Origin of the sequence: Sphingomonas sp. MMS12-HWE2-04 (assembly GCF_044881185.1) — a bacterium.
Classification (GTDB): Bacteria; Pseudomonadota; Alphaproteobacteria; order Sphingomonadales; family Sphingomonadaceae; genus Sphingomonas.
Window position 1 is genome coordinate 3142952 of the sequence record NZ_CP173254.1, and the last position, 26023, is coordinate 3168974.

Below are 26023 nucleotides of genomic sequence, written 5' to 3' on the forward strand. Positions count from 1 at the left end.
AGAGGACCGCGGATGAGCCGTACGCTCGAACAATTCGAAAATTTGGTGCAGATGTTCTTCACGCGTGCGGCACAGAAGGGCGACGCACCGTTCCTGTGGCACAAGGCGGGCGGCGCGTGGCAGTCGACCAGCTGGGCAGAAGCAGCGCGCAAGGTCGCCAGCCTGGCCGCCGGATTCAAATCCTTGGGTCTGAAGCCGGGCGACCGGATCATGCTGGTTTCCGAGAACCGCCCCGAATTCTGCATCACCGACCTGGCGATCATGGCGGCCGGCTGCGTGACAGTGCCGACCTACACGACCAACACCGAACGCGATCACCAGCACATCATCGAGAATTCGGGCGCCTGCGCGATCGTCGTCTCGAACAGCAAGCTCGCCAAGACGCTGCTGCCTGCGGCGATCCGCTCTTCAAGCGCACGCATGATCATCGGCATCGACGATCTGCGGCCGGGCCAGCAGAGCAGCCTGGGTTTCCACGATTGGAACGATCTGATCGCCAAGAACCCGGTCGATCCCGCGACTGCGGCGGCGCAGGCGACGTTCAACCGCGACGACCTGGCCTGCATCATCTACACCAGCGGCACCGGCGGAAGCCCGCGCGGCGTGATGCAGCATCACGGCGCGATCCTGCACAACGTCAATGGCTGCTGCACGATCATCTCGGAGGATTTCGGCTGGGAGGACGAAGTGTTCCTCTCCTTCCTTCCCCTTTCCCATGCCTATGAGCATACCGGCGGGCAGCATTTCCCGATCGGGCTGGGCGCCGAAATCTATTATTCCGAAGGACTGGAGAAGCTCGCCTCGAACATCGAGGAAGTTCGCCCGACGATCATGGTGGTGGTGCCGCGGCTGTTCGAAGTGCTGCGCACCCGCATCACCAAGCAGATCGAGAAGCAGGGCAAATTCGCCAATTTCCTGCTCGATCGCGCGGTCGATCTTGGCGGCAAGCGCGCCGCGGGGAGCACCACCCTGCTCGACGCGCCGATGAACCTGCTGCTCAAGGCGACCCTGATGCCCAAGATCTCGAAGCGCTTCGGCGGGCGGATCAAGGCGATGGTTTCGGGCGGCGCGCCGCTCAATCCCGAGGTCGGCATCTTCTTCGAATCGATCGGGCTGACCTTCCTCCAAGGCTATGGCCAGACCGAAGCGGCGCCGGTGATCTCGTGCAACCGCCCCAAGGCCGGCCTCAAGCACGACACCGTTGGCCCGCCGCTTCCCGACGTCGAGCTCAAGATCGCCGAGGATGGCGAGATCCTGGTGCGCGGCGAGCTGGTGATGCACGGCTATTGGCGCAACGACGCCGAAACCGCGCGCGTGCTCAAGGATGGCTGGCTGCATACTGGCGACATCGGGCTGATCGACGACAAGGGCCGGATCAAGATCACCGATCGCAAGAAGGATATCATCGTCAACGACAAGGGCGACAATGTCGCGCCGCAAAAGGTCGAGGGGATGCTCACTCTCCAGAACGAGATCCTCCAGGCGATGATCGCGGGCGACAAGAAGCCCTATATGACCGCGGTGATCGTCCCCGATCCCGAATGGACCGCCGAATGGTGCGCGCACACCGCGACCAAGTGCAACTTCAAGAACCTGTCGCACGATCCCGACTACAAGGCGGCGGTGGCTGCGGCGGTCGAGCGGGTAAACAGGGATTTGTCGGTGATCGAGCGGGTCCGCAAATTCATCATCGCCGACGCGCCGTTCACGATCGAGAACGAGCAGCTGACCCCTAGCCTGAAGATCCGCCGCCACGTGCTCAAGCAGGTGTATGGCGAGCGGCTCGACGCGCTGTATTGAGGCGTTGGCCCCTCCCCGTGAGGGAGGGGCCAAGCATCACTTCTTCTCGGGAACCACCGCCAAGGTCCAGTCCTTGCTCGGCTGGAGATATTTGGCGGCGAGCGCCTGCAGGTCGGCGGGAGTGACGCGGCCGTAATCGGCGGCGAGCGTATCCAGCGCGGCGAGACGCGCCGGATCGATCGTGCCGCCCTCGACCATCTTCATCCAGAACATGTTGCCGCTCGATTGGCGGATGATCATCTGCTTGAGCGGCGTCAGCGCGCGGTTGAGCTCGTCGGCGTCGACCGGCTTGGCGACGAGATCGGCGGCGATGCCGCGGGCAAGCTCGAAGAAGAAGGCGGTCTTTTCGGGCGGGACCATGCCGAGCGCGATCAGCTTGCCGCCGGCATCCATGCCCAGCGGCCACTGGCTGGCGACATTGGGCGAATAGCTGACGCCGGCCTGGCTGCGCAGCTGGTCGATCAGCCGATCGCGGAACACTGCCGCGAGCACGTCGAGCTTGCGGCTCTCGGAGATGCCGGCGCTGCCGCCCCCCGTGGGCCAGGCGATGGCCGCCGCGGCCTGATCTTCCTTGCCGCTATGCGTGCGCACCACCGGCTGGTCGACATGCGCGGGGAAGCGCGTGGAGATGGCGGGCTGGGTGCTGGCCGGGCGCGGCTTCAAGGCGCCGAAGGTTTCGCCGACCGCCTTGATCGTCGCATCGGCATCCATGTCGCCGAACACTTCGATTTCGATCGGGCCGCTGGCGAGCAAAGGCGCCCAGAACGCGCGGAACGCTGCCGGGGTCAGCGCCTCGACCGCTTCGCGCGGCGGAATGCCGAAACGCAGATCGTTCGAATGCGACAGCCGCTCGAGATCGCGCGCGAGCACGCCGTCGGGCGAGGCCGAGAGCCCGGCATAGCTGGACAGGATGCCGGTCTTGGCGCGCAGCACCGGATTGGGGTCCCAGCCCGGCGCCGCGAGCTTGGTGGCGAACAGCTTGAGCTGATCGAGCAGATCGGCCTTGTTGGTCTGGCCGGCGAGCGTGAAGGCATCGTCGTCTATGCCGAAATCGAGCCCCATCTGGCGGTTGCCGGTGAGCGCATCGAGCTGCTCCTGGCCGATCTTGCCGATGCCGCTGGCCATCAGCGCGGGCTCGCCGGCCCAGGCCGGGGTTTGGCGATCGCCGGGAATCGCGCTCAGCCCGCGGCCGAAGCGGACATTGACATAGACCTTGCCGACTTCCGACGAGTCCTGGCGCATCAGCAGGTTGACGCCGTTCGCGAAGCTGACCTTCTCGATCTGCGCGCCGGGCACTGCCATGGCGCGCGACACGACCTTGCCGGGCACCCCGAGCTTGGGAAGCTGGGCGAAGCTGACATTGCCGATCGCCTTGTTCTTGGCGGCGGCGACATTGGCCTGCAGCGCGGCGGTGACCTTCGCCACGGCCTGCGGATCGGGCGTGCGGGTGTTGACCAGCGCACGCACCGCAACGCCTTCGAACACCCGCTTGGCGGCTGCCTGGACCGTCACGGGGGTGAACATCTTGGCGGCGACGGCGCCCTTGAAGATGTCGTAGCTTGCCTGCGGCGTGGTCACGGTCTCGTTGATGTCGACCGCCTGGACCAGATCGTCGCCGATCGACGCGCCGGCTTCGACCGGCGCGGTGTTGATCCGCTGCTCCATCGACGCGCGGATCTCGGCGAGCTCGCGGTCGATCTCGGCCTGGGTCGGCGGCGTGGTCTGAACGCCGGCGATGATCGCGCGGACGTCGCGCAGCGCCGCTTCCCAATCGTCGCCCGAGGGCAGCACCTGCACGGTGGTGACATTTGCCGAACGGGCGATGTCGCTGAGATCGGCACCGGCGGCGAGGAAGCTGCCGCCCGAGCGCGCGCGCAATTCGAGGCGGCGGCTCATGATGCGGATCGCGACGAGATCGATCATCCGCTTCTGGTTGAAGATCACGGTATCGGCATAGACCGTCCAGGGGCGCACCGTCGCCATCATCACCAGCGGCTGGAGCGCGGGCTCGACGATGCTGGCAGCGAGCGGATGCCCGGTCGCGGGCTTTCCGAAATCGGGCGTTGCGGGGGCCGGGCCGGTGCCGCGCCAATCCGAGAAATGCTTGACGACCAGCGCTTCGAGCTGGGCGGGATCGATGTCGCCGATCGCGATCACCGTCGCGCGTTCGGGGCGATACCAGCGATCGTGGAAGGCCTTGACGGTTTCGGCCGTCGCGCCGGTCAGCGTCTCGGTGGTCCCGATCGGCTCGCGATTGGCGAGCGGCTGGCCCGCGAACATCAGATCGAGCATCGCGTCCTGGAGCCGCTTTTGCGGGCCCGGCTGTTCGCGCGCCTCGGCGAGAACGACCGGCCGCTCGGCGGTAAGCGCCTGTGCGGTGATCGCCGGTCCGGTCATCATGCCGGCAAGGATCTTGAAACTCTCGTCGAGCCCCGCCGGAGTCGCGCTGGGCAAGTCGAGCTTGTAGACGGTCTGAGTGAAGGTGGTCGATGCATTGCTGTCCGACCCGAAGGTGACGCCGAGACGCTGCCAGATGCGCTTCGATTCGCCGTCGGGAACGTAGGTCGAACCGCGGAACGACAGATGCTCGATCAGGTGCGCGAACCCGCGCTCGCTGTCCTGCTCCATCAGCGAACCCGCATCGATGCGCACGCGGACGGAGACCTGGCCCGGCGGAACGCCGTTCTTGCGCACCGCATAGCGCACGCCGTTGGAAAGCCGCCCGAACTTCCAGGCATCATCATGGACGAGATCGCTGCCCTTGTAGAGCCAGGGATCGTCCGCGGTCTGGACCGGCCGCGCCGTGCTTGCCGCGGGCGCCGCAGGCGCCGTCTGAGCGTGCACCGGAAGGACCGGAGCGGCACTGGCGAGGAGGAGGGAGGCGAAGAGCGGGAACCGCGAGAAACGAACCATGAAGCCTCATCTAATGCCGAACGCTGCCGCTTGCCAGCGCGCGCCTTTCGTTCCGATGTACAGAAGCGCCAAAGGTTGAACTTGGGGCCGCTCGGGCCGACATGGGCTTTGGGCCCCGTGCCCGATTTTGCGAGGATAGTATGACGAGCCGCCAAGCCGCCCTCAAGGATTTCAGGCGAATGCTCATTTGGATTGCGCTGGCCGGCGTGGTGATGGTGCTGGGCGCGCTTTGGTATCTCTCGCTGTTCGGGCCGCTCTACCCGTCGATGGTGTTCGCGACGATCGGCGGCGTTTTCGTTTCAACCCTGCTCGGCTGCGGCTTGTTTGCCGCAGCGTTCCTCAGCGACAAGAGCGGGCACGATCAGGTCGTCACCGACGCGACGCGCGACCAGGACGACAAGCCCGACTAAAGCGGCGGCAACCTAGTGTTTCTGCGGCCGCGCTTGATCCGCGCGCGGCCAAGCGCCACATGGCGTGCATGTTGATCGAGACCGAACCGACGCCGAACCCCGCCACGCTCAAGTTCCTCCCCGGACGCACGGTGATGGATGCGGGCACGCGCGACTTCGCGACGCCCGAAGAGGCCGAGGCCTCGCCGCTTGCCGACGCCCTGTTTGGCCTGGGCGACGTGACCGGCGTATTCTTCGGTCGCGACTTCATCTCGGTGACGGCCGGGCCGGGAGTCGACTGGCCGGGGCTCAAGCCCGACGTGCTGGGCATCCTGCTCGATCATTTCGCCGGCAACATGCCGCTGTTCCGCACCGGCGGCGCGGCCGCCTTCTCGGTTCCGCCGGAGAGCGCCGATTTCGGCGACAATCCTGAAGATGCCGACATCGTCGCGCAGATCCGCGAGCTGATCGACACCCGCATTCGCCCGGCCGTCGCCAATGATGGCGGCGACATCGTCTATCGCGGCTTCGATGCGGGCAAGGTCTATCTTCAGATGCAGGGCGCCTGTTCCGGCTGCCCGTCGTCGACCGCGACGCTGAAGAACGGCATCGAGCAGCTACTCAAATATTATGTTCCCGAAGTGACCGAAGTCCGCGCCATCTAACGGCGCCCTCCTGATCGAAAAGGACCAGAGACCATGGGCCGACCCCTCGACGATGCGGGGCTGGATACGATCTTTCGTACCGCACGCAGCTATAACGGTTTCACCGACGCGCCCGTCACCGAAGCCGACATCCACGCCATCTATGACCTGGTGAAGATGGGGCCCACTTCGGCCAACCAGCAATCGGCGCGGTTCGTCTGGCTCACCAGCCAATCAGCGAAGGACAAGCTCGCCGATCTCGCCAGCGGGACCAACGGCCCCAAGATCCGCGCAGCGCCGGCCACCGTGATCATCGCGATGGACCTCGCCTTCAACGAGCAACTGCCCTGGCTCTTCCCGCACGCGCCGACCGCGAAGGACTGGTTCGGCGACGACAAGGTCCGCCGCGATCACGCCTTCCGCAATTCGTCGCTTCAGGGCGCTTATCTGCTGATGGCGGCACGCGCGCTGGGGTTCGATACCGGCCCGATGTCGGGATTCGACAACGCCAAGGTTGACGAAGCCTTTTTCAGCGACCAGCCGAATGTGAAGTCCAACTTCATTTCCACGATCGGCCATGGCGATCCTTCCACCATCTTCGACCGACTCCCCCGCCCCCAGTTCGAGCAGTTCAATACTGTCCTCTGAGTCCGCAACGACGCTCGTCATCGAGACCGCCACCGCGGCGTGCTCGGTGGCGCTGCTCGCCGGTGGCGTGGTGGTTGCGCAGGCGCACGAAGTCGTCGGCCGCGGCCATGCCGAACGGCTGGTACCGATGATCGCCGAACTGCCGGACCAGGGCCGCGCGGACCGCATCCTCGTCGATGTCGGCCCCGGCAGTTTCACCGGCGTCCGCGTCGGTCTCGCCGCCGCGATCGGCTTGGGGATCGGCTGGCGATGCCCGGTGGTCGGCTATTCGTCGCTGGCCCTGCTCGCCGTGGCGGGTTTCGCCCAGGCTCCGGAGCTAACCGCGCTTGCCGTCATCCTTGAAGGCGGGCACGGTGAAGTCTTCATGCAGGCTTTCACTGCCTCGCCTTTCGCCGAGACCGGCGCACTGCGCTCGCTAGCACCGGCGGCGGCGCTTGCCGCGCTCGAAGGCCGCGCCGCGATCGGCAGCGGCGTCCGCCATCTTGCGGCGCTCGATCCCGAACGCACGTTCCACGAGACGCTGCCCGTTGCTGCCGACGCCCGGCTGCTGCCGTCCGACTTTGCAACGCTGCCGCCGCGCCCGATCTACGGCCGCGCGCCCGATGCCAAGACCCTGGCGGAGCGCGGACTGGCATGAGCACCACCCTCAACTTCACCGAATTGCGCGAAGGCGGATCGCAGGACCTCTCCGAAGTCAGCAAGATCATGCTGGACGCGTTCGATCCCCGTTACGGCGAGGCATGGACCAGCGCCCAATGCTTGGGAATGCTGTCGCTGCCCGGCGTATGGCTGGTCATCGCCAGCCTGGATGGCGTCGATGCGGGGTTTGCACTTGCCCGTCTTGTCGCGGACGAAGCCGAATTACTGTTGCTGGCCACCCGGCCGGCGGCACGGCGGCGCGGTGTCGCCGGCGCATTGGTGCGCGCAGTTGTCGCGGAGTCCCGCGCCCGCGGCGCTACGAAACTCCATCTCGAAGTTCGCTCCGGAAACGATGCGGTTCGGCTATACCGCCGCGAAGGCTTCGATAAAGTCGGCGAACGTCCGGCCTATTATAGAGGAAAGACCGGCCAACTCTTTGATGCACATACTTTCGCGTTGAACCTGTCCTAAAAAACCACAAGAGTTGTAGTTTCCCGACTTGCAACCCGTCCGGAATGGTCCGATAGCGCCCGCAGACGATAGAAATAATCGTCTGTCAATGGGTCGAAAGGATAAACATGGACGCTTCATCGGACATTCAGGAAACGCTCATCACGCTTACCGCGGATATTGTTGCTGCCCACGTGAGCAACAACAGCGTTGCTGTTTCCGATCTCCCGCTTCTCATTCAGAACGTGCACGGCGCGCTTACCGGCCTTGGCCGTGCGGTTGCCGAACCTGAAGTCAAGCAGGAGCCCGCCGTTTCGGTTCGCTCTTCTGTAAAGCCGGACTATATCGTCTGCCTGGAAGACGGAAAGAAGCTCAAGATGCTCAAGCGTCACTTGATGACGCACTATCAGATGACCCCGGAGCAGTACCGCGCCAAGTGGAACCTTCCGGCAGACTATCCGATGGTCGCCCCCAACTATGCGGAGCAGCGCCGCACCCTGGCCAAGAAGATCGGCCTCGGCACCAAGCGTCGCAAGCGCTGATCGCGTATCGCCGCCTAGCACAAGACGTGCAAGGCAGCAGTCCAGACAGGCCGGGGGTTCGCCTCCGGCCTTTCTTTTGTGCCTCCGCCCCGCCGCCCTTGATCGCCGTCAATGCGCGGGCTCCCTTGCAGGATAGGGAGCACAAGGGTTACATCGGGCCCATGCCAAGAAAGATCGATCTCGAAGCCCTGTGCCACGAAAAGGGCCTCCGTATCACCGAGCAGCGCAAGGTGATTGCGCGCGTGCTCTCCGACGCCGAGGATCACCCCGATGTCGAGAAGGTCTATGAGCGCGCCTCGTCGATCGATCCCGGCATTTCGATCGCCACGGTCTATCGTACCGTTCGCCTGTTCGAAGAGGCGGGCATCCTCGATCGCCATGATTTCGGCGACGGCCGCGCCCGCTACGAGCCTTCGCCCGAGGCGCACCACGATCACCTGATCGACGTCGAGAGCGGCAAGGTCATCGAATTCGTCGATCCTGAGCTCGAGCTGCTCCAGAAGCAGATCGCAGAGCGGCTGGGCTTCCGCCTCGTCGACCACCGCATGGAGCTCTATGGGGTCGCGCTCGATCGCAAGAACTGAGGCGCGCCGCGAGGCGGCCGCCGAGGGACAGGCCACGCAGCTGACCGTGGCCGAGCAGGCGCGCCTATGGGCGCGCGTCGGGCTGCTGCTGCTTGCCGTGATCGGCCATGTGCCGATGCACTATCTGTGGCGGCTGCTGCGGCTGCCTTCGCCCTGGCCGCGCTGGTTCCTGGGCAACGCCGCCTGGATCGCCGGTGCCCGCGTCGTCAAAGTCGGCACGCCGCTCAAGCGCGACGTCTTCTACACCTCCAACCACCTGAGCTGGATCGACATCCTCGCATTGGGCGGCGCGAGCGGCACGGCGTTCGTCGCCAAGGCCGAGATCGGCACCGCGCCGGTGGTCGGCTGGCTCGCCGGGCTCAACCGCACCGTCTATGTGAAGCGCGAGAACCGGCTGGGCGTCGCCGACCAGATCAACCAGCTGCGCGATGCGCTGGCAGACAATTGGGCGATCACGATCTTCCCCGAAGGCACCACCACCGACGGCCAGTCGCTGCTGCCGTTCAAGACGCCGATGCTGCGCGTGCTCGAGCCGCCGCCGCCCGGCGTGATGGTCCAGCCGGTGATGCTCGATTATGGCAAGGTCGCCGAGGAGATCGGCTGGATCGGCCAGGAGACCGGGCTCAACAACGCGCGGCGGGTGCTGGCGCGCAAGGGCAGCTTCGCACTGCGCGTACACTTTCTCGAACCGTTTTTCCCCGCCGATTTCCCTGGCCGAAAGGCGATCGCGGCCGAAAGCCGAAAGCGGATCGAGGCGGCGCTGGTCGCCGCGCTCGGGCGCGAGTTGCGGCCCTTTCGCTTCGCCGAAGAAGCAATCGGCTACAAGGTGCCGGCTCCCGCACCCTGACCGCGCACCGTTACAATTTGCGACAATATAAGCCGGTTCGATTGCGCAACCAACGCCGTGCGCGGCGGGTTCGCTTCGCTGCCGAAAGACGGCTTATGGAGAATATCATGCGTAAACGCGCCATTTTCGGGCTCGCCACAATTCTAGCTGCTACCCCGCTCGCCCTTGCCCCCGCCCAGGCGGCCGGCGTGAGCATCCAGCATGCGCGGCAGGCGCCGCGGGCCGCACAGAATGACCACCGTTGGCGTAAAGGCGAGCGCTTCGATCGCAAGCGCGCCGACCATTATGCGGTGGTCGACTATCGCAAATATCGCGGGCTGCGGACGCCGCCGCGCGGCTATCACTGGGTGCGCTCGGGCAATGATGCCGTGCTCGTCGCGATTTCGAGCGGCGTGATCGCCTCGGTGATCGCGAACGCGATCCGTTGATTGCTCGGCCCGGCGCGCGATCAACGCGTCGGGCCGCCTTTACCGGCGGGGTGACGCCTTCCCCGCTAGGGGCTATAGCCCCGCCGATCATGAAACCGACTCCCAAGACCTTCCACGTCAAGTCGTTCGGCTGCCAGATGAACGTCTATGACGGCGAGCGCATGGGCGAGCTGATGGCCGCGCAGGGCATGACCGCCACCGACGACGCCAATGCCGCCGATCTCGTCGTGCTGAACACCTGCCACATTCGCGAACGCGCCACCGACAAGGTCTATTCGGACATCGGCCGGCTGCGGAAGGTTGCCGCGGCGCAAGATCGTACTGCGCCGATGATCGCGGTTGCCGGCTGCGTGGCGCAGGCCGAGGGCGAAGAGATCATCCGCCGCGCGAAGGTCGACGTCGTCGTCGGCCCGCAGGCCTATCACAACCTGCCCAAGCTCGTGGCCGATGCCGCGGCGGGCGCCGCTACGCTCGACACCGACATGCCGGCGATGAGCAAGTTCGGCGCGCTGCCGTCGCGGCGCAAGGTGAACCCGTCCGCCTTCCTCACCGTCCAGGAAGGCTGCGACAAATTCTGCACCTACTGCGTCGTGCCCTATACGCGCGGCGCCGAAGTCAGCCGCCCGTTCGACGCGATCATCGACGAGGCCAAGGCGCTGGTCGACGCCGGCGCGCGCGAGATCACCCTGCTCGGGCAGAACGTCAACGCCTGGGACGACGCGAGCGGCACCGGGCTGCACGGGCTGATCGCCGCGCTCGACCGCATCGAGGGCCTCGCCCGCATCCGCTACACCACCAGCCACCCCAACGACATGCGCGAAGGCCTTATCCGCGCCCATGCCGAAGTGGGCAAGCTGATGCCCTTCCTCCATTTGCCGGTGCAGGCGGGCAGCGACCGCATCCTCAAGGCGATGAACCGGTCGCACACCCGCGATTCGTACCTTCGCCTGCTCGACCGCGTTCGCGCCGTGCGCCCCGACATCGCGCTGTCGGGCGACTTCATCGTCGGCTTCCCCGGCGAGACCGAGGCCGATTTCGCCGACACGCTGAGCCTGGTCGATGCAGTCGGTTATTCTCAGTGCTTCAGCTTCAAATACAGCCCGCGCCCCGGCACTCCGGCCGCCGAGATGACAGACGCGTTCGTTGACGCCGAGGTGATGGACGAACGGCTCCAGCGGCTCCAGGCGCATCTCAACCGCGACCAGGCCGCGTTCAACGCCGCGACCGCGGGCAAGACCTGCGAGGTCCTGATCGAGCGCAAGGGCAAGCTGCCCGGCCAGATGCTCGGCAAGTCGCCCTGGCTGCAATCGGTCCATCTGATGACCGACGCGAAGATCGGCGACTTGATCGAAGTCGATATCGTCCGCGCCGATCCCAATTCGCTGGCCGGCGTCGAACGGGTCAAGGCGGCGGCGTAGTCCGCCACCGCCTTGTGGGCGTCACCGCGCCAGATAGCCGCCATCGACCGGATAATAGGTGCCGGTCATGAAGCTCGCGCGATCAGAAAGCAGGAAGCTGGTCAGCGCGGCGACTTCCTCCGGCGTGCCCAGCCGATTGAGAAGATGCTTTTCGGCAAGTCCTGCGATCGCCGCGTCGGTCATGTTCTCCTGAAGCGCCGGCGTCGAGATGAAACCCGGGCCGACGGCGTTCACGCGGATGCCCTGCGCGGCATAGTCGATCGCGGCGGTCTTGGTGAGGCCGAGCAGCGCGTGCTTCGAAGTGACATAGGCTGCCGATCCGCCCCAGCCGACGGCGCCGAGGATCGAGGCCATGTTGACGATCGATCCGCCGCCCGACTTGAGCATCGCCGGGATCTGATATTTCATGCAAAAGAACACGCTGTTGAGGTCGACGTCGATCACGCGACGCCAATCCTCCAGGCGGATGTCGGCAACCGGTGCAGGCGCGCCGCCGATGCCGGCATTGTTCACCGCCAGATGCAGCCCGCCGAATTCGGATACTGCAAAAGCGACCATCGCTTCCACCGCCGCGGGATCGGCGACATCGAGCTGGAAGGGCCGCGCGGCGTCGCCGATATCCTTGGCGATCGTTCCGGCATGCGCGGCGTCGAAATCGGCAATGACCAGCTTCGCCCCGCGCGCCGCGAGATCGCGCGCCACCGCTGCGCCAATCCCCGAGGCGGCGCCCGTCACGATCGCCACCCTGCCTTCGAAATCTGTCATTGCCTTGTCCTTCCACGTATGAACTTGAGCCGCACCGCGGCATCACTGCCGGAACGGCCCGAAGCAAGTACGCCCGAACAGCCCGATCCGTGCCCGAAAACACAGGGTTTCCGGAGCGCCACCAGTGTCCGTAATTTTTATTGTAGCGTGCCCCGGCCGATCTCGACACTTGTTGAAGCGCTCCTATCTAAACGAGGCGCCGTCCGAGCGCATTTCCAAGAGATCAGGGAAGCCCCATGCCCACCCAAGCCAAAGCCTATGCCGCGTTCGACGCGGAAAACCCGCTTGCACCCTTCGACTTCCAGCGCCGCGATCCGGGGCCCCGCGACGTCGCGATCGACATCCTGTTCTGCGGCGTCTGCCACTCCGACCTCCACACTGCTCGCAGCGAATGGGGCGGCACGCTCTATCCGTGCGTCCCCGGCCATGAGATCGTCGGACGGGTGACGGCCGTCGGCAGCGACGTCACCGATTTCGCCGTGGGCGACATCGCCGGCGTCGGCTGCATGGTCGATAGCTGCAAGGATTGCCCGTCCTGCGATGCGGGCGAGGAGCAATATTGCGAGAAGACCGGATTCGTCGGCACCTATAATGGCCCCGACAAGCATCTCGGCGGCCACACCTTTGGCGGCTATGCGGACCATATCGTCGTCGATCGCGATTTCGTGCTCAAGGTCGGCCATGACGAGAAGGATCTCGCCGCGGTCGCGCCGCTGCTCTGCGCCGGCATCACCACCTATTCGCCGCTCAAGCACTGGAAAGTAGGCCCCGGCCAGAAGGTCGGCATCGTCGGTCTCGGCGGGCTGGGCCATATGGGCGTCAAGATCGCCGCGGCGATGGGCGCCGAGGTCCATGTCTTCTCGACTTCGCCGAGCAAGCGCGAAGACGCCAAGCGGCTGGGCGCAACCGAGCTGATCGTGTCGAAGGATGCCGACGCCATGGCGGCACATGCCGGCAGCTTCGACTTCATCCTCAACACGGTGGCGGCGAGCCACGACCTTAATCCGTTTCTCGCTTTGCTCAAGCGCGACGGGACGATGACGCTGGTCGGCGTGCCCGAGGAGCCGCATCCGGCGCTCGACGTCGGCACGCTGGTCTTCCGCCGCCGCGCGCTGGCCGGCTCGCTGATCGGCGGGATCGCCGAGACGCAGGAGATGCTCGATTTCTGCCGGGACCACGGCATCGTCTCGGACATCGAGATGATCGACATTCAGGAAATCGACGGCGCGTACGAGCGGATGGTGAAGAGCGACGTCAAATATCGCTTCGTCATCGACATGGCCTCGCTCAAGGCATGACCTCCCCGCGGTCCTCGGCTCCGGGCGGGGACCGCGCTGTAGCGATGCTGCCACATGCACGAATTATCGGCAGCGGCATGTTCTAGCCTCTGTCCCAACCGTCCCGGGTCTGCCATCCTCCGGCACGACTCATGCCCGCCGGAACCACTCTTTTCCGATCCAGTTTCGCCTCTGCAGGCGTGATGCGCCGCGTTTCCGCAAACCGAGTCAGACTAAGCCCCCAAATTGAAGGAGCCGCATGAGCCGCAAGCCCGTACCCGCCCAATCCGGTGAACGCTCCCGGGTCGAGGTGACGTTCGACAAGCCCCAGCTCCTGCCGCAGCTCTTCGGCGAATATGATTCGAACATCCTCGCGCTTGAGGAGCGGCTGGGCGTCTATATCCATGCCCGCGGCCAGCGCGTGGTGATCGAGGGTTCGGCCGAAACGGTCGCGCATGCCCGCGAAGTGCTCCAGGAACTCCACAGCCGTGTCATCCGCGGCGAGGATATCGACACCGGGCTGATCGACGCGGTGATCGCGATGTCGAGCGAACCGACGCTCACCGGCATCGTGCGCGCCGAAAGCCATGGCGACGGCGGCACGGGGAGCGGCGGCGGCGCTCCGCCGATCATGATCCGCACGCGCAAGAAAACGATCGTGCCGCGTTCGGTGGCGCAGACGCATTACATGCGTGAGCTCGTCTCGAACGACATGATCTTTGCGCTCGGGCCGGCGGGCACCGGCAAGACCTATCTCGCCGTGGCGCAGGCCGTCGCGCAGCTGATCACCGGCACCGTGCAGCGGCTGATCCTGTCGCGCCCCGCGGTCGAGGCCGGCGAGCGATTGGGCTTCCTGCCCGGCGACATGAAGGAGAAGGTCGATCCTTATCTGCGCCCGATCTACGACGCGCTCTATGATTGCCTGCCCGCCGAGCAGGTCGAGCGGCGCATCGCATCGGGCGAGATCGAGATCGCGCCGATCGCCTTCATGCGCGGCCGCACCCTGGCCGAGGCGTTCGTGATCCTCGACGAGGCGCAAAACACCACGCCCGCGCAGATGAAGATGTTCCTCACCCGTTTCGGCGCGAACAGCCGGATGGTGATCTGCGGCGATCCCAAGCAAGTCGATTTGCCCGGCGGCCCCGCCGCCTCGGGCCTCAACGACGCCGTAGCGCGGCTCGAAGGCATCGAAGGCATCGCGATCAGCCGCTTCACTGCCCATGACGTCGTCCGCCACCCGATCGTCGGCCGGATCGTGCAAGCTTATGAGGGCGACGATGCTTGACGTCGCTGCGCTTCGCGAAGCACCATGGGCCGAAGCGGATTGGGATGCCCTGGCGACGCGTGCCGCCGAGGCGGCGCTTGCCCAGACCCCCTATGCCGAATGGGCCGGTTCGCCGACCGCAATCGAAGTTGCGGTGCGGCTGACGAGCGACGACGAAGTCCATACGCTCAACCGGCAATATCGCGACAAGGACAAGCCGACCAATGTCCTGTCCTTCCCGATGATCCAGCCCGACCTGCTCGATACGGTCACCCAGAATAGCGACGATGGCGAAGTTCTGCTCGGCGACATCGTCCTCGCGCACGGCGTCTGCGCGGTCGAGGCGGAGGAGCGCGGCATCGCGGTGGAGGATCATGCCAGCCACCTGATTGTCCACGGGGTGCTCCATCTGCTAGGCTATGACCACTTGGAGGACGCCGAGGCCGAGGTGATGGAAGAAATGGAGCGCGCCGCGCTCCGCCAGCTTGGCCTGCACGACCCCTATCCCGTTCGCGAGGACTGACGACCAACATGCCCGAGGGCCCCAGTACCGGACATAGTACCGGCACCCATGAGACCCATCACGAAGGCGGCGGCATATGGCGGGGAATCCGCACGCTGCTGTTCGGAGACGACCAGGAAGAAACCCTGCGCGACCGTCTGGAAGAGGCGATCGACGAGCATGACGGCGGCGGTCGCCGGGCGCCTGCGGGCGACCTCGCGCCGATCGAGCGCCAGATGCTCAAGAACCTGCTCCATTTCGGCGAGCGCGACGCGGGCGACATGGGCGTGCCGCGGGCGGACATCATCGCGGTGGACGAGGCGACCAGCTTCGCCGATCTCGTCGCCTTGTTCGCCGAGGCGGGGCACAGCCGCCTGCCGGTCTATCGCGAAGAACTCGATACCGTCATCGGCATGGTCCACATCAAGGACGTGTTCGCGATCCTGGCGACCGGCGCGCCGCACCCGGCGAGCATCGTCGGGCTGATCCGCCAGCCGGTCTATGTCCCCCAGTCGATGGGCGCGCTCGATCTGCTCGCGCAAATGCGCTCGAGCCGCACCCATCTCGCGATCGTCGTCGACGAATATTCGGGCACCGAAGGCCTGATCACGATCGAGGATCTGATCGAGGAAATCGTCGGCGAAATCGAGGACGAGCATGACGAGGCGCCGACCGCGCTGCTCGTGCCGATAGACGGGGGCGGCTGGGAAGCCGATGCCCGCGCCGAGCTCGAGGACGTCGCCGAGACGATCAACTCGCGGCTGGGCGACGTCGAGGAAGATGTCGACACGATCGGCGGGCTGGCCTTCGTGCTTGCGGGCCATGTCCCCGCGCCGGGCGAATGCCTGGCGCATCCCAGCGGCTGGATGCTCGAAGTGATCGATGCCGATCCGCGCAAGGTCAATCGCCTGCGCCTTCATCCGCCCAAGAAGCTCGCCGAGGCTGAGGAATAACCATGCTCAAGCGTATCCTGATCGTCCTCGGCATCCTCGTGGTTGCCGGCGTCGGCGTGTGGTTCTGGCTCGGCCAGCCCGACACCGCCAAGCTCAGCGAGATCGCCGTGACCGGCCGGGTGCCCCAACTCAGCGAGGCCCGCGTTCAGGATATCCCCACCACCGGGATCGCCAAGCCGGTCGGCTGGGCGAACGGCGAGAAGCCGATTGCGGCGTCCGGGCTGCAAGTCGCCGCGTTCGCCGACACGCTCGAACATCCTCGCTGGCTCTATCGCCTGCCCAATGGCGACATTCTCGTCGCAGAGACCAATTCGCCCCCGCGCAAGGGCGGCGGGATCACCGGCTGGGTGATGGGTCTGCTGCTGGGCAAGGCCGGTGCCGACGTGCCCTCGCCCAACCGCATCACGCTGCTGCGCGATACCAATGGCGACGGCGTCGCCGACCAGCGCTCGGCGCTGCTCAGCGGGCTGAACTCGCCCACCGGCATGGCGCTGGTCGGCGAATGGCTCTACGTCGCCAATACCGATGCGCTGGTCCGCTATCCCTTCAAGGTCGGCGAGACCAGGATCACCGCCAAGCCCGAAATGATCTATCCGCTGGCCGGCGGCGGCAATCACTGGGCGCGCAACGTCGTCGCCGCGCCCGACGGCAAGAGCCTCTATGTCAGCGTCGGCTCCTCGTCGAACATCGCCGAGAACGGGCTCGACGCCGAGGGCAGCATTTATGACGGTGGATCGCCCGCCAACGGCGCGCGCGGTGCCCGCGCCGCGATCCTCCAGGTCTTCCCGGACAACAAGTCGGCGCGCGTCTTCGCCTGGGGCCTGCGCAATGTGAACGGGATGGGCTTCGAGCCGCATAGCGGCGCGCTCTGGGCCGTGGTCAACGAGCGCGACATGCTCGGATCGGACATGCCGCCCGACTATCTCACCCAGGTCGATCTCGGCGCCTTTTATGGCTGGCCGTGGAATTACTGGGCCGGCTATGTCGACAAGCGCGTCACGCCTGAGCGGCCCGATCTGCGCGAATATACTCGCCGCCCCGATTTCGCGCTCGGTGCGCACGTCGCCCCGCTCGGCCTCGCCTTCGCCACCGATGCCAAGCTCGGCGGCAAGTTCGCCAACGGCGCGTTCGTCGGGCTGCACGGCTCGTGGAACCGCCAGCCGCTCTCGGGCTACAAGGTCGTCTATGTGCCCTTCGCCGACAATGGCTTCCCGGTGCGCAATGCCAAGCCGGTCGACCTGCTCACCGGCTTCCTGGCGCCAGGCGGCAAGACGACCCACGGCCGCCCGGTGGGCGTGATCACCGATGCGACCGGCGCGCTGCTGGTCGCCGACGATGTCGGCAATCGGATCTGGCGCGTGAGCGCCGCGGCGAAGTAGCTATTTGAGCAGCTTGGTCGTCTTTTCGATGACCTTGTCGCGGACCTTGCTGGCAAACAGCGCGAGCATCGGCGGCAAATGGACCTCGGCGTGAACCTTGTCGTCGAGCACGTCGAGCCGGCTGGCGACGCTCTGACCCATCGCGCTCACCGTGAAGTGCAGCGTGTCGCCGTCCCAACGCTGCTCGACCTGGCCGCCGCCGGGGAACAGGTCGGCGAGCTTGCCGACGCCGCCGGCAATGCGGGTGCGGGCACCCTCGCGGCCCAGCTTGTGGGGGATATCGACGGTAACAGGGTCAGCCATGGTGGGTCTCAACTCGCAAACAGCATTGCATCGTCGGCAAACGCCTTGAACTCGAGGGCGTTGCCACTGGGATCGCGAAAGAACATCGTCGCCTGCTCGCCGACCTGACCCTGGAACCGGACATGCGGCGCGATGCCGAAGCCGATCCCTGCCGCCTGAACCCGCGCGGCCAGCGCCTCCCAGTCGGACATCGTCAGCACTACGCCGAAATGCGGCACCGGGACGTCGTGTCCATCGACGGCATTGGAGCCGGCGACGGGCCTTGCCGCGGGATCGAGATGCGCGACGATCTGGTGACCGAAAAGGTCGAAATCGATCCAGTGATCGGACGAGCGCCCCTCCGGGCAGCCGAGCACGCCGCCGTAAAAGCTGCGGGCGGCATCGAGATCGTGGACCGGAAAGGCCAGATGGAAGGGGCGAAGCGTCATGCCGCTTCTCTAACCGATCTTTCGCCCAGGGGGAGGATCGTTAGGAGGGCTGCACATGCGCCGCCCCCTGCTCACCGCCCTCATCGCCGGAGCGCTCTCCGCTACCGGTTTCGCCCCGCTGCAATGGTGGCTGGTCACGTTGCTGGCGGTGGCCGCCTTGCTGTGGCTGGCGCACGATGCCCCGAGTCTCAAGTCCGTGCTCGCGCGCGGCTGGCTGTTCGGGCTCGGCCATTTCACGCTGGGCAACAACTGGATCCAGCACGCCTTCGACTATCAGGACAAGATGCCGCCGGCGCTCGGCTATTTCGCCGTCGTCGCGCTGGCGCTGTATCTGGCGATCTATCCCGCTCTGGCGATGGGACTCGCCTGGCGCTTCTCGCGGGCTGTCCGCAGCCGCACAGGCAGGCGCGGTCCCGATCTCGCCTTCGTTCTCATCGCCGCGGCCGCGTGGATCGTCTCCGAATGGCTGCGCGCCACGCTGTTCACCGGCTATCCGTGGAATCCGCTCGGCGTTATCTGGGTGCCGGTGCTCGGCGTCGCGCAGCTTGCCGCCTGGATCGGCACCTATGCGCTGTCGGGTCTGACGATCGTCGCGGCGGGCACGATCTTTCTCGCCGCGCAGCGCCACTATCTCCCGGCCTTCGCTAACGCCGTCATCATCGCCGGCCTCGCGCTGATCGGCCCGGGCCGGGCGCCCGATGACAGCCGCCAGCCGCATGTCCGCATCGTCCAGCCCAATATCGGCCAGGAAGGCGTCGACGCGCCGGAGTATCCCGCGCGCGTCCTCGCCAAGCTGGTCCAGTGGAGCGGCCAGCCCGGCGCGGTGCCGCGGCTCGTCGTCTGGCCCGAGGGCATGGTCAATTATTATATCGAGGACGGCTATCCCGATCGGCGCTTCTACGATCGCGGCGACCCCCGCTGGGTGCGCGCGCGGATCGCGACGGTCCTCGGCCCCAAGGATCACGCGCTGATCGGTGGCACCGCGCTGTTCTTCGGGCGCAATGGTCGTCTCAGCGGCGCCGGCAATTCGGTATGGCAGCTCGATTCGGCCGGGATGCTCGGCGGGCGCTACGACAAGGCGCATCTGGTGCCCTATGGCGAATATCTGCCGATGCGTCCGCTGCTCGAGCCGCTCGGCCTCGCGCGGCTGGTGATGGGCGATATCGACTTCGCCTCCGGCCCCGGCCCCCGCGCGCTTCCCGTGCCGGGCTTCGGCGATGCCGGTATCCAGATTTGCTACGAGATCATCTTCTCGGGGCAGGTCGTCGATCCCCGGCATCGCCCCGCCTTCCTGTTCAATCCGTCGAACGACGCCTGGTTCGGTCCCTGGGGCCCACCCCAGCATCTCGCCCAGGCGCGGCTGCGGGCAATCGAGGAGGGCCTGCCGCTGCTCCGCGCCACGCCCAACGGCATCTCGGCGGTAGTCGACGCCAAGGGGCGCCTGCTCGAGACGATCCCGCACGGCCAGGAAGGCGCGATCGAACTGCGCCTCCCCCGACCGCTGCCGCCGACGCTGTTTGCACGGCTGGGTAACTGGCTTGCCCTGATCGTCGCCGGACTACTGTGTTTGTTCGCGATTGCGTTCCGGCGCGCGGCCCGCTAGGGCCCACATATAAGGAAAGCTTTATATGGGCATGGCAACGGCCCGGCTGTACTTCCCACTGCTCGAGGAAAACCATGCGTTCCAGCTATCTCTTCACGTCTGAATCGGTCTCGGAAGGCCATCCCGACAAGGTCGCCGACCAGATTTCCGACGCCATCGTCGATCTGTTCCTCTCGAAGGATCCGGAGGCGCGCATCGCCTGCGAGACGCTCACCACCACCCAGCTCGTGGTTCTTGCCGGCGAAATCCGCGGCAAGGGGATCATGGACGAGGCCGGCAACTGGGCGCCCGGCGTCAAGGAAGAGGTCGAGGCCACCGTCCGCGCGACGGTCAAGCGCATCGGCTATGAGCAGGACGGCTTCCACTGGGAAAGCTTCCGCTTCGAGAACAACCTGCATCCGCAGTCCGCGCACATCGCCCAGGGCGTCGATGCTTCGGGCAACAAGGACGAAGGCGCGGGCGACCAGGGCATCATGTTTGGCTATGCCGCCAACGACACGCCCGACCTGATGCCGGCGACGCTCTATTACAGCCACAAGATCCTCGAGCAGATGGCGGCCGACCGTCATTCGGGCAAGGCGCCGTTCCTGGAGCCCGACGCCAAGAGCCAGGTCACGCTGCGCTACGAGGGCAGCAAGCCGGTTGCGGCGACGGCGATCGTCGTGTCGACCCAGCACGGCAAGGGCTATGACGAAGGCGACAAGGAAGCCGAGCTTCACGCCTATGTGAAGTCCGTGGTCGCCGACGTGATCCCCGCCGAGCTGCTCAGCGACGAGACCGTCTATCACATCAACCCGACCGGCTCGTTCGAGATCGGCGGCCCTGACGGCGATGCCGGCCTGACTGGCCGCAAGATCATCGTCGACACCTATGGCGGCGCAAGCCCGCACGGCGGCGGCGCCTTTTCGGGCAAGGACCCGACCAAGGTCGATCGCTCGGCGGCGTACATCACCCGCTATCTGGCGAAGAACATCGTCGCCGCTGGCCTCGCCCAGCGCGTGACGATCCAGCTCGCCTATGCCATCGGCGTGTCGAAGCCGCTGTCGCTCTATGTCGACACGCACGGCACTGGCACCGTCGGCGACGACAAGATCGAGGAAGCGATCCAGGGCATCGCGAAGCTGGGCGGCCTCACCCCGCGCGGCATCCGCACGCATCTGGGCCTCAACAAGCCGATCTATCAGAAGACCGCCGCCTATGGGCATTTCGGCCGCAAGGCCGAGGGCGACTTCTTCCCCTGGGAAAAGACCGACCTGGTCGACGATCTCAAGGCCGCCCTGGCCTGATCATCGCTGAAGTCGAAAAGGGCCGGAGGAGCGATCCTCCGGCCCTTTTTCATGCGTGCTTGCTTTCGCAAGTTGCACGATCGGCGTATTCCCCATCTTATGAACAAGGCGGCTATCAAATTAGCCTCAACCTGCCCGACGCCACGCTGACCTATCCCTGGAGCGATCGTCTGCCGCGCCCCGAACAGGCTGGAAGCCGTTCAAAAGACTGCGCCAATCTCATTCGCCAGTGACCGCAGAATTGGAATTTGCGGAAGCCTGTGTTAAGCTGCCGGTAACCGCAGTTCTTCACTAGATCATCCTGAAAGGGACTCGGGAAGACGCATGGATTCGGCCACCTCTCCATCACCTGACGGCGCGCCAAACCCGGCGCCCGAATCGGGCGTGAAGATCGCATTCCAGCCGATCGCGGACACCGCGGCCGGCCGCGTCTGGGCGTATGAAGCCCAGCTTCGCGGACCCAACGGCGAAAACTTCGACACGCTCATCGCCGAGCTGGCACCCGAAGCGCGCGCCGACGCCGATCGCCGCGCCGCGGTTGCCGCGGTACGATTGGCGATGCGCGCCGGGCTCGGCAATGGCGGTGCGCGGCTGTGCATCCCCTCGCATGCGCCCGCGATCGGAAATCCGCTCGAGCATATCCAGCCCGCGATCAACGCCGCGCGCGGCTGCGGCCTGATTCCGGAGCGGCTGATCTTCTCGCTCCATGGCTATCACCAGCTTTCCGGCCCGCAGCTCGCCGAGATCGTCCATGTCTATGGCAAGCAGGGCTGCCTGACCCTGTTCGACGGGCTGGGCCCCGATCAGGAATGGCTCGGCACCTGCGGCCGCTATGCGCCGTACGCGGTCAAGCTCGAACCCGAGCTCGTCGGCGGCATCGTAAGCAGCTGGTCGCGCCGGATCACGCTCGAATCGCTGACACCCAAGCTGCGCAGCCTCGGGCTCAAGGTGATCGCCACCGGCGTCGACACCGATGCGGTGTTCCAGCGGCTGCCGGGCTTCGGCATCCACATGATCCAGGGCGAACGCGTCGCCTCGCCGCAGATCGGCGCACTTCCAGAGGCGACGCTCCGCCGCGCCGCCTAATCCGCGACTCAGGCGATCTGCTGCTTCGCCAGCGCCGCGCCTTTATTGACCAGCGCTTCGGAAGCGACGCCGATCGCCGCGCCCGCCGCGATGTCGCTGGGGAAATGCGCACCGCGCGGCAGCTGGACGAGAGCCGCGATCCCCGCGGCCAACGCTGCGACCGGCAAGGCACCGGGATATTCGCGCGACAGCGCGCGACTCACCGCGAGCGCACCTGCGCTATGCCCCGACGGAAAGCTGTTCCACGGCCCGTCATAGTGCTCGCCATCGGCGTCGGTATCGAGCTTGTAGCGCCCGTCCTTGAGCATCTTGCCCGGCCGGGTGCGCGCTATGAAGCGCTTGGCCAACGCCTTCATTCCAGTGGCGGCAAGCTCGCTCGCCAGCATCCGCGCGCCGGCGCGGACCAAGCGCGGCTTGCGCAGCACCGCACCCGCAACGATCGTTGCGGCGGCGCCGAGCAGCAAGGGCGGCTGATCGGCCAGATCGCCGATCACTCCGGCAATGCGCACCAGCCGCTTCTTGCGATATTTCGCCGCCGCCTTGGCGATCGCAGCGTCGGCGCGCTCGGCCTTGCTCGCGCGCTTGGCCGCTTTCGGAGTCTTGAGCTTCTTCTTTGCCATGCCGCAATAACCGACGGCCCGCCGTAAAGGTTCTGCGCGATCCCGACTCCCCGGCAACGCTGCGTCTATGATGAAGGCAGAGGGGACTATGACCGAGCACCTGCACGCCGAGCCGCAATTCCATGTCCGCATGGCATTCCAGCCGATCCTGGATACGCTGAGCGGGCGGGCCTATGCCTATGAGGCTTTGGTCCGCGGGCCCGATGGCGAGACCGCGGCCGAGATGCTCGCACAGGTCACCCCTGAGACGCGCTATGCCTTCGACCAGCAATGCCGCGTCGCCGCGATCGAGCAGGCGGTGCGCGCGGGGATCGTGGCCACCGGGGCAAGGCTGGCGATCAACTTCATGCCCGATGTGATCACGGCCCCGCTGGAAGACTGCCAGCGCACGCTGCGCGCGGCGCGCGACTGGGGGTTTCCCCCGAGCGGCTGATCTTCGAGTTCAGCGAGCACGACCGGCTCGACGCGGTCCAGATGGCCGATGTCATCAAGGCCTATCGCCAGCTCGGCATGGCGACGGCGTTCGACGATTTCGGATCGGGCGATGCCGGACTTGGCCTGCTCTCGCGCTTCACCCCCGACATGATCAAGCTCGATCCCGACATCGTCCGCGGCCTTGCCAGAAGCTGGTCGCGCCGGATGGTGGTCGAGGATCTGGTGCCCCGCGCGCAACGCCTCGCGATCAAGCTCGTTGCCGAGGGCGTCGAGTCGCGCGCCGATTTCGACAAGCTTCGTGCGCTCGGCGTCCGCTATATGCAGGGCTATTATGTCGGTCACCCCGCGATGGGGGCGCTCGTTCCCCCGGCGATTTCGCAACCCGCCTGAGCAAACGACTCGTGATCCTGCCGCGGACTCGATTCGGCGGCGTTCGCAAGCACCGTAGAATCCCTTTTGTGGCGAACCCAATGCGGCAACGCCCGGAGTGGGCAGCGATATCGTTAACCAATATTTAGCTCTCAACAGAGGGAGCATCTCATGTTTAACCCGTCCGCCACTGCCGCCACTTTCGAGTTTCGCATCGGCTTCCAGCCGATGATCGCCGCCGACGCCGGGCAGCCTTTTGCCTGGCAGGCCGTGGCCATCGGACGCTGCGGCCGCAGCTTCGCCGCAATCGCGGCGAGCCTCGCTCCCGAAGCCCGCCCGGCGCTGGAAGCGGCGCGGATCACCCAGTCGATCGCCGCAGCGATGGACGCGGGTCTCGGCGATACCGACGCGCTGCTGGCGCTGCCGCTCGGCGCCGGCGCGGGCATGGTCGACGGGATGCTCACCCATCTGTTCCGCACCGCGCTCCAGCACGGCCTGTCCACCGACCGGCTGGTGATCGAGATCAGCGCCGACGAACGCGGTGACCATGATTGCGCCGCCGCGCTGGCCGAAGCCTGCACCACGCGCGGCATTTCGGTCGCGCTCGATTGCTTCGGCGCCGGCCCCAATGCGCTCAAGCTGCTCGCCCGCTTCACTCCCCGCTTCGTCAAGCTCGACCCGTCGCTGGTCCGTAATATCGACGCCAGCGCCTCGCGCCGGCTGATCGCCGAGAGCGTGATGCGCCTCGCCCGCAACATGGGCGTTACCGTGATCGCGCGCGGCGCCGAGAGCCGCGGCGAGCACGCCGTGCTCACCCAGATGGGCGTGCGCCACTTTCAGATCGACGCGGGCCTGATGCCCAGCCAGCCGCATCTGCTGCGTCGCGAGCCGCGCACCATTGCCGCCACTCATCGCCGCCTCGCCCACCACCAGCGCACCATGCCGTCGCGCAGCGAGGCGCCTGCCGGAATGGCGTTGGCGGTCTGACTTCTCGCGACGCTCAAGTTTCCGCATCACGCGAACACCCTGCCGATTTTTCGCGGAACCAGACTCTCCATCGCGTATCCTTGCGCAAGCGTAATGAGGGGAGAGTGTGGATGCGGAACCTGTGGTTGGCGGCCTTCCTGGTCGTGACCCTGACGGCGATGGCCGCGGCAACCCCCGCTCAGGCACAGACCGAATTCAGCGGTGCCGCAGAGACCTCCGAACTCGATTGCGGTGGAAAAGGCGCCACGATCGAAGGCGCAGCAACATTCTCATCATCACCGGATCACCAGCCTCACCGTGACCGGCGCGAGCAATCACATCACGGTCGATTTCGCCGCTTCCTCCACGCTTCGCGTCGAAGGCGCAGACAATGAGATCCGCTGGCGCGCGCCCGCAGCAGCCAAGCCCCGTGTCAGCGTCGTCGGCGCCGGCAACAGAATTTCGCGCCAGCGCTAGAGGTTGCGCACACGGTCAGGCGCGCTAACAGGCGCGTCGTGTCCGATCCCATCTCCATCCGCCGACTCTATGGCCGTGCCAAGGGCCACAAGCTTCGCCAGGGCCAGGCTGCCCTGATCGAAGAAACGCTGCCGCTGCTCAGCGTTCCCGAAACCGGTCCGCTCGATTCGCAAACCCTGTTCGGCAACTCGCGCCCGCTCGAATTCGAGATCGGTTTTGGCGGGGGCGAGCATCTTGCCGGCCAGGCCGCGATGCGGCCCGATCATGGCTTTATCGGCTGCGAGCCGTTCCTCAACGGCGTGGTCGGGGCGCTCAACCATATCCGCGACGACAAGCTCACCAACGTCCGCCTGCACATGGGCGACGCGCTGGAAGTGCTCGAACGGCTGCCCGACGCCAGCCTCGATCGGCTGTACCTGCTCCACCCCGATCCCTGGCGCAAGGCGCGCCACGCCAAGCGCCGCATGGTCAATCATGGCCCGCTCGACATGATCGCAGCGAAGCTCAAGCCGGGTTGCGAGTTCCGCCTCGGCACCGATCATCCGGTCTATGTCCGCTGGGCGATGATGATCATGAACCAGCGCCGGGACTTCGAATGGCAGGCGAAGACCGCCGCCGATTTCCTTACCCGTCCCGACGACTGGCCCGAGACCCGCTATGAGCGCAAGGCGCGGCGGCTGGGCCATGAGGTGTGGTATTTCCGCTATTTGCGAGTTTGATCGCGATACCATTGGGCATAGGGCGTGTTGCGCGCCATGTGTCGATTGAAATCGGGGGCGCCATCGTCCCACCAGGGATCGCCGCGCTCGCCCAGCCCGCGCTTCGCCGCATCGACGCGGGCGCGCGCCGCGTTCTCAGCCTCCGCATCGCCGCCGCGCAGCGCCATCCCGACTGCACGCCGGGCCGCCATAAGCTCCGAGACCAGCTCTTCCCGCCTCGCGTCGCCGAGTGCCGGATCGGCCATCCGCCACAGCCGCCCACGCACCACGAAATAGCGGCCGTCGGGCG

The 26023-nt window shown here is 66.1% G+C and carries 30 protein-coding genes; 24 read left to right on the forward strand and 6 right to left on the reverse strand.

Annotated elements, in window-relative coordinates; translation table 11 throughout:
• The first annotated feature begins 12 nt into the window (after window positions 1–12).
• Window positions 13–1800: an AMP-dependent synthetase/ligase gene (locus AB2M62_RS14605; protein WP_404334882.1), complete on the forward strand. Its 1788-nt coding sequence runs from the start codon at window positions 13–15 to the stop codon at window positions 1798–1800.
• A 36-nt stretch (window positions 1801–1836) separates the two neighbouring features.
• Here AB2M62_RS14605 and AB2M62_RS14610 read toward each other — a convergent pair whose 3' ends face one another.
• Window positions 1837–4713, reverse strand: a complete 2877-nt coding sequence (locus AB2M62_RS14610) for a M16 family metallopeptidase (RefSeq protein ID WP_404334884.1) — start codon at window positions 4711–4713, stop codon at window positions 1837–1839.
• Window positions 4714–4892: 179 nt separating this feature from the next.
• Here AB2M62_RS14610 and AB2M62_RS14615 point away from each other — a divergent pair, with 179 nt between their 5' ends.
• The 10 genes from AB2M62_RS14615 to miaB all read left to right on the forward strand — a co-directional run bounded on the left by AB2M62_RS14615 (window position 4893) and on the right by miaB (window position 11302).
• The gene (locus AB2M62_RS14615; protein WP_404334886.1) at window positions 4893–5123 is read left to right on the forward strand and encodes a hypothetical protein; all 231 of its coding nucleotides are present in this window, start codon (window positions 4893–4895) and stop codon (window positions 5121–5123) included.
• A 68-nt stretch (window positions 5124–5191) separates the two neighbouring features.
• Complete coding sequence (locus AB2M62_RS14620) at window positions 5192–5767, forward strand: NifU family protein (RefSeq protein WP_404339960.1); 576 nt, start codon at window positions 5192–5194, stop codon at window positions 5765–5767.
• A gap of 33 nt (window positions 5768–5800) precedes the next feature.
• On the forward strand, window positions 5801–6394 hold the full coding sequence (locus AB2M62_RS14625; RefSeq protein ID WP_404334888.1) for a malonic semialdehyde reductase: 594 nt from the start codon (window positions 5801–5803) through the stop codon (window positions 6392–6394).
• A 46-nt stretch (window positions 6395–6440) separates the two neighbouring features.
• The gene (tsaB, locus tag AB2M62_RS14630) at window positions 6441–7031 is read left to right on the forward strand and encodes a tRNA (adenosine(37)-N6)-threonylcarbamoyltransferase complex dimerization subunit type 1 TsaB (protein ID WP_404334890.1); all 591 of its coding nucleotides are present in this window, start codon (window positions 6441–6443) and stop codon (window positions 7029–7031) included.
• On the forward strand, window positions 7028–7504 hold the full coding sequence (locus tag AB2M62_RS14635; protein ID WP_404334892.1) for a GNAT family N-acetyltransferase: 477 nt from the start codon (window positions 7028–7030) through the stop codon (window positions 7502–7504). The genes tsaB and AB2M62_RS14635 overlap by 4 nt, the downstream gene beginning before the upstream one ends.
• A gap of 107 nt (window positions 7505–7611) precedes the next feature.
• Complete coding sequence (locus AB2M62_RS14640) at window positions 7612–8025, forward strand: MucR family transcriptional regulator (RefSeq protein WP_404334894.1); 414 nt, start codon at window positions 7612–7614, stop codon at window positions 8023–8025.
• A 161-nt stretch (window positions 8026–8186) separates the two neighbouring features.
• The gene (locus tag AB2M62_RS14645; protein WP_404334896.1) at window positions 8187–8609 is read left to right on the forward strand and encodes a Fur family transcriptional regulator; all 423 of its coding nucleotides are present in this window, start codon (window positions 8187–8189) and stop codon (window positions 8607–8609) included.
• Window positions 8581–9456, forward strand: a complete 876-nt coding sequence (locus AB2M62_RS14650) for a lysophospholipid acyltransferase family protein (protein ID WP_404334898.1) — start codon at window positions 8581–8583, stop codon at window positions 9454–9456. The genes AB2M62_RS14645 and AB2M62_RS14650 overlap by 29 nt, the downstream gene beginning before the upstream one ends.
• 107 nt (window positions 9457–9563) lie before the next feature.
• Window positions 9564–9884 carry an RcnB family protein gene (locus AB2M62_RS14655; protein ID WP_404334899.1) on the forward strand — a complete coding sequence of 107 codons (321 nt, stop codon included), beginning with the start codon at window positions 9564–9566 and terminating at the stop codon, window positions 9882–9884.
• Window positions 9885–9958: 74 nt separating this feature from the next.
• Window positions 9959–11302, forward strand: coding sequence for a tRNA (N6-isopentenyl adenosine(37)-C2)-methylthiotransferase MiaB (miaB, locus tag AB2M62_RS14660; protein ID WP_404339962.1), 1344 nt, complete (start codon window positions 9959–9961; stop codon window positions 11300–11302).
• A gap of 21 nt (window positions 11303–11323) precedes the next feature.
• Here miaB and AB2M62_RS14665 read toward each other — a convergent pair whose 3' ends face one another.
• On the reverse strand, window positions 11324–12067 hold the full coding sequence (locus AB2M62_RS14665; protein ID WP_404334900.1) for an SDR family NAD(P)-dependent oxidoreductase: 744 nt from the start codon (window positions 12065–12067) through the stop codon (window positions 11324–11326).
• A 236-nt stretch (window positions 12068–12303) separates the two neighbouring features.
• On the opposite strand from AB2M62_RS14665, the gene AB2M62_RS14670 reads away from it, so the two are divergent.
• From AB2M62_RS14670 to AB2M62_RS14690, 5 genes are all read left to right on the forward strand, one after another.
• On the forward strand, window positions 12304–13365 hold the full coding sequence (locus AB2M62_RS14670) for an NAD(P)-dependent alcohol dehydrogenase (protein WP_404334902.1): 1062 nt from the start codon (window positions 12304–12306) through the stop codon (window positions 13363–13365).
• Between the two features lie 238 nt (window positions 13366–13603).
• Window positions 13604–14629, forward strand: a complete 1026-nt coding sequence (locus AB2M62_RS14675; RefSeq protein WP_404334904.1) for a PhoH family protein — start codon at window positions 13604–13606, stop codon at window positions 14627–14629.
• Window positions 14622–15131, forward strand: coding sequence for an rRNA maturation RNase YbeY (gene ybeY / locus AB2M62_RS14680; RefSeq protein ID WP_404334905.1), 510 nt, complete (start codon window positions 14622–14624; stop codon window positions 15129–15131). The genes AB2M62_RS14675 and ybeY overlap by 8 nt, the downstream gene beginning before the upstream one ends.
• A gap of 8 nt (window positions 15132–15139) precedes the next feature.
• The gene (locus AB2M62_RS14685) at window positions 15140–16063 is read left to right on the forward strand and encodes a hemolysin family protein (protein WP_404334907.1); all 924 of its coding nucleotides are present in this window, start codon (window positions 15140–15142) and stop codon (window positions 16061–16063) included.
• Window positions 16064–16065: 2 nt separating this feature from the next.
• A complete protein-coding gene (locus AB2M62_RS14690) occupies window positions 16066–17442 on the forward strand; it encodes a PQQ-dependent sugar dehydrogenase (RefSeq protein WP_404334909.1) in 1377 nt (458 codons plus the stop codon).
• On the opposite strand, the gene AB2M62_RS14695 is transcribed toward AB2M62_RS14690, so the two are convergent.
• Both AB2M62_RS14695 and AB2M62_RS14700 read right to left on the reverse strand, forming a co-directional pair.
• Complete coding sequence (locus AB2M62_RS14695; RefSeq protein ID WP_404334911.1) at window positions 17443–17745, reverse strand: polyhydroxyalkanoic acid system family protein; 303 nt, start codon at window positions 17743–17745, stop codon at window positions 17443–17445.
• A gap of 8 nt (window positions 17746–17753) precedes the next feature.
• On the reverse strand, window positions 17754–18173 hold the full coding sequence (locus AB2M62_RS14700) for a VOC family protein (protein ID WP_404334913.1): 420 nt from the start codon (window positions 18171–18173) through the stop codon (window positions 17754–17756).
• 55 nt (window positions 18174–18228) lie between these two features.
• On the opposite strand from AB2M62_RS14700, the gene lnt reads away from it, so the two are divergent.
• The 3 genes from lnt to AB2M62_RS14715 all read left to right on the forward strand — a co-directional run bounded on the left by lnt (window position 18229) and on the right by AB2M62_RS14715 (window position 22148).
• Window positions 18229–19776: an apolipoprotein N-acyltransferase gene (lnt, locus tag AB2M62_RS14705; RefSeq protein WP_404334915.1), complete on the forward strand. Its 1548-nt coding sequence runs from the start codon at window positions 18229–18231 to the stop codon at window positions 19774–19776.
• Between the two features lie 74 nt (window positions 19777–19850).
• Complete coding sequence (metK, locus tag AB2M62_RS14710) at window positions 19851–21062, forward strand: methionine adenosyltransferase (RefSeq protein WP_404334917.1); 1212 nt, start codon at window positions 19851–19853, stop codon at window positions 21060–21062.
• Between the two features lie 324 nt (window positions 21063–21386).
• On the forward strand, window positions 21387–22148 hold the full coding sequence (locus tag AB2M62_RS14715; RefSeq protein ID WP_404334919.1) for an EAL domain-containing protein: 762 nt from the start codon (window positions 21387–21389) through the stop codon (window positions 22146–22148).
• A gap of 8 nt (window positions 22149–22156) precedes the next feature.
• Here AB2M62_RS14715 and AB2M62_RS14720 read toward each other — a convergent pair whose 3' ends face one another.
• A complete protein-coding gene (locus tag AB2M62_RS14720) occupies window positions 22157–22768 on the reverse strand; it encodes a phosphatase PAP2 family protein (RefSeq protein WP_404334921.1) in 612 nt (203 codons plus the stop codon).
• An 88-nt stretch (window positions 22769–22856) separates the two neighbouring features.
• On the opposite strand from AB2M62_RS14720, the gene AB2M62_RS14725 reads away from it, so the two are divergent.
• The 5 genes from AB2M62_RS14725 to AB2M62_RS14745 all read left to right on the forward strand — a co-directional run bounded on the left by AB2M62_RS14725 (window position 22857) and on the right by AB2M62_RS14745 (window position 25734).
• Window positions 22857–23201 (forward strand): hypothetical protein, encoded by a 345-nt coding sequence (locus AB2M62_RS14725; protein WP_404334923.1) that lies wholly within the window; start codon window positions 22857–22859, stop codon window positions 23199–23201.
• Window positions 23201–23593, forward strand: a complete 393-nt coding sequence (locus AB2M62_RS14730; RefSeq protein WP_404339964.1) for an EAL domain-containing protein — start codon at window positions 23201–23203, stop codon at window positions 23591–23593. Before AB2M62_RS14725 ends, AB2M62_RS14730 begins: the two co-directional genes overlap by 1 nt.
• A 150-nt stretch (window positions 23594–23743) precedes the next feature.
• The gene (locus tag AB2M62_RS14735; RefSeq protein WP_404334924.1) at window positions 23744–24559 is read left to right on the forward strand and encodes an EAL domain-containing protein; all 816 of its coding nucleotides are present in this window, start codon (window positions 23744–23746) and stop codon (window positions 24557–24559) included.
• A gap of 201 nt (window positions 24560–24760) precedes the next feature.
• Window positions 24761–25015 (forward strand): DUF3060 domain-containing protein, encoded by a 255-nt coding sequence (locus tag AB2M62_RS14740; RefSeq protein WP_404334926.1) that lies wholly within the window; start codon window positions 24761–24763, stop codon window positions 25013–25015.
• A 38-nt stretch (window positions 25016–25053) separates the two neighbouring features.
• A complete protein-coding gene (locus AB2M62_RS14745; RefSeq protein WP_404334927.1) occupies window positions 25054–25734 on the forward strand; it encodes a tRNA (guanine(46)-N(7))-methyltransferase TrmB in 681 nt (226 codons plus the stop codon).
• On the opposite strand, the gene AB2M62_RS14750 is transcribed toward AB2M62_RS14745, so the two are convergent.
• Complete coding sequence (locus AB2M62_RS14750) at window positions 25719–25979, reverse strand: hypothetical protein (protein WP_404339966.1); 261 nt, start codon at window positions 25977–25979, stop codon at window positions 25719–25721. The two genes, AB2M62_RS14745 and AB2M62_RS14750, sit on opposite strands and share 16 nt — an antisense overlap.
• Window positions 25980–26023 lie beyond the last annotated feature (44 nt).

Excerpts from the sequence above, each read along its gene's own strand:
- AB2M62_RS14605 (WP_404334882.1), top strand. The coding sequence starts at position 13 with ATGAGCCGTACGCTCGAACAATTCGAAAATTTGGTGCAGATGTTCTTC.
- AB2M62_RS14610 (WP_404334884.1), bottom strand. The coding sequence starts at position 4,713 with ATGGTTCGTTTCTCGCGGTTCCCGCTCTTCGCCTCCCTCCTCCTCGCC.
- AB2M62_RS14615 (WP_404334886.1), top strand. The coding sequence starts at position 4,893 with ATGCTCATTTGGATTGCGCTGGCCGGCGTGGTGATGGTGCTGGGCGCG.
- AB2M62_RS14620 (WP_404339960.1), top strand. The coding sequence starts at position 5,192 with ATGTTGATCGAGACCGAACCGACGCCGAACCCCGCCACGCTCAAGTTC.
- AB2M62_RS14625 (WP_404334888.1), top strand. The coding sequence starts at position 5,801 with ATGGGCCGACCCCTCGACGATGCGGGGCTGGATACGATCTTTCGTACC.
- AB2M62_RS14635 (WP_404334892.1), top strand. The coding sequence starts at position 7,028 with ATGAGCACCACCCTCAACTTCACCGAATTGCGCGAAGGCGGATCGCAG.
- AB2M62_RS14640 (WP_404334894.1), top strand. The coding sequence starts at position 7,612 with ATGGACGCTTCATCGGACATTCAGGAAACGCTCATCACGCTTACCGCG.
- AB2M62_RS14645 (WP_404334896.1), top strand. The coding sequence starts at position 8,187 with ATGCCAAGAAAGATCGATCTCGAAGCCCTGTGCCACGAAAAGGGCCTC.
- AB2M62_RS14650 (WP_404334898.1), top strand. The coding sequence starts at position 8,581 with ATGGGGTCGCGCTCGATCGCAAGAACTGAGGCGCGCCGCGAGGCGGCC.
- AB2M62_RS14655 (WP_404334899.1), top strand. The coding sequence starts at position 9,564 with ATGCGTAAACGCGCCATTTTCGGGCTCGCCACAATTCTAGCTGCTACC.
- AB2M62_RS14665 (WP_404334900.1), bottom strand. The coding sequence starts at position 12,067 with ATGACAGATTTCGAAGGCAGGGTGGCGATCGTGACGGGCGCCGCCTCG.
- AB2M62_RS14670 (WP_404334902.1), top strand. The coding sequence starts at position 12,304 with ATGCCCACCCAAGCCAAAGCCTATGCCGCGTTCGACGCGGAAAACCCG.
- AB2M62_RS14675 (WP_404334904.1), top strand. The coding sequence starts at position 13,604 with ATGAGCCGCAAGCCCGTACCCGCCCAATCCGGTGAACGCTCCCGGGTC.
- ybeY (WP_404334905.1), top strand. The coding sequence starts at position 14,622 with ATGCTTGACGTCGCTGCGCTTCGCGAAGCACCATGGGCCGAAGCGGAT.
- AB2M62_RS14685 (WP_404334907.1), top strand. The coding sequence starts at position 15,140 with ATGCCCGAGGGCCCCAGTACCGGACATAGTACCGGCACCCATGAGACC.
- AB2M62_RS14690 (WP_404334909.1), top strand. The coding sequence starts at position 16,066 with ATGCTCAAGCGTATCCTGATCGTCCTCGGCATCCTCGTGGTTGCCGGC.
- AB2M62_RS14695 (WP_404334911.1), bottom strand. The coding sequence starts at position 17,745 with ATGGCTGACCCTGTTACCGTCGATATCCCCCACAAGCTGGGCCGCGAG.
- AB2M62_RS14700 (WP_404334913.1), bottom strand. The coding sequence starts at position 18,173 with ATGACGCTTCGCCCCTTCCATCTGGCCTTTCCGGTCCACGATCTCGAT.
- lnt (WP_404334915.1), top strand. The coding sequence starts at position 18,229 with ATGCGCCGCCCCCTGCTCACCGCCCTCATCGCCGGAGCGCTCTCCGCT.
- metK (WP_404334917.1), top strand. The coding sequence starts at position 19,851 with ATGCGTTCCAGCTATCTCTTCACGTCTGAATCGGTCTCGGAAGGCCAT.
- AB2M62_RS14715 (WP_404334919.1), top strand. The coding sequence starts at position 21,387 with ATGGATTCGGCCACCTCTCCATCACCTGACGGCGCGCCAAACCCGGCG.
- AB2M62_RS14720 (WP_404334921.1), bottom strand. The coding sequence starts at position 22,768 with ATGGCAAAGAAGAAGCTCAAGACTCCGAAAGCGGCCAAGCGCGCGAGC.
- AB2M62_RS14725 (WP_404334923.1), top strand. The coding sequence starts at position 22,857 with ATGACCGAGCACCTGCACGCCGAGCCGCAATTCCATGTCCGCATGGCA.
- AB2M62_RS14735 (WP_404334924.1), top strand. The coding sequence starts at position 23,744 with ATGTTTAACCCGTCCGCCACTGCCGCCACTTTCGAGTTTCGCATCGGC.
- AB2M62_RS14750 (WP_404339966.1), bottom strand. The coding sequence starts at position 25,979 with ATGGCCGATCCGGCACTCGGCGACGCGAGGCGGGAAGAGCTGGTCTCG.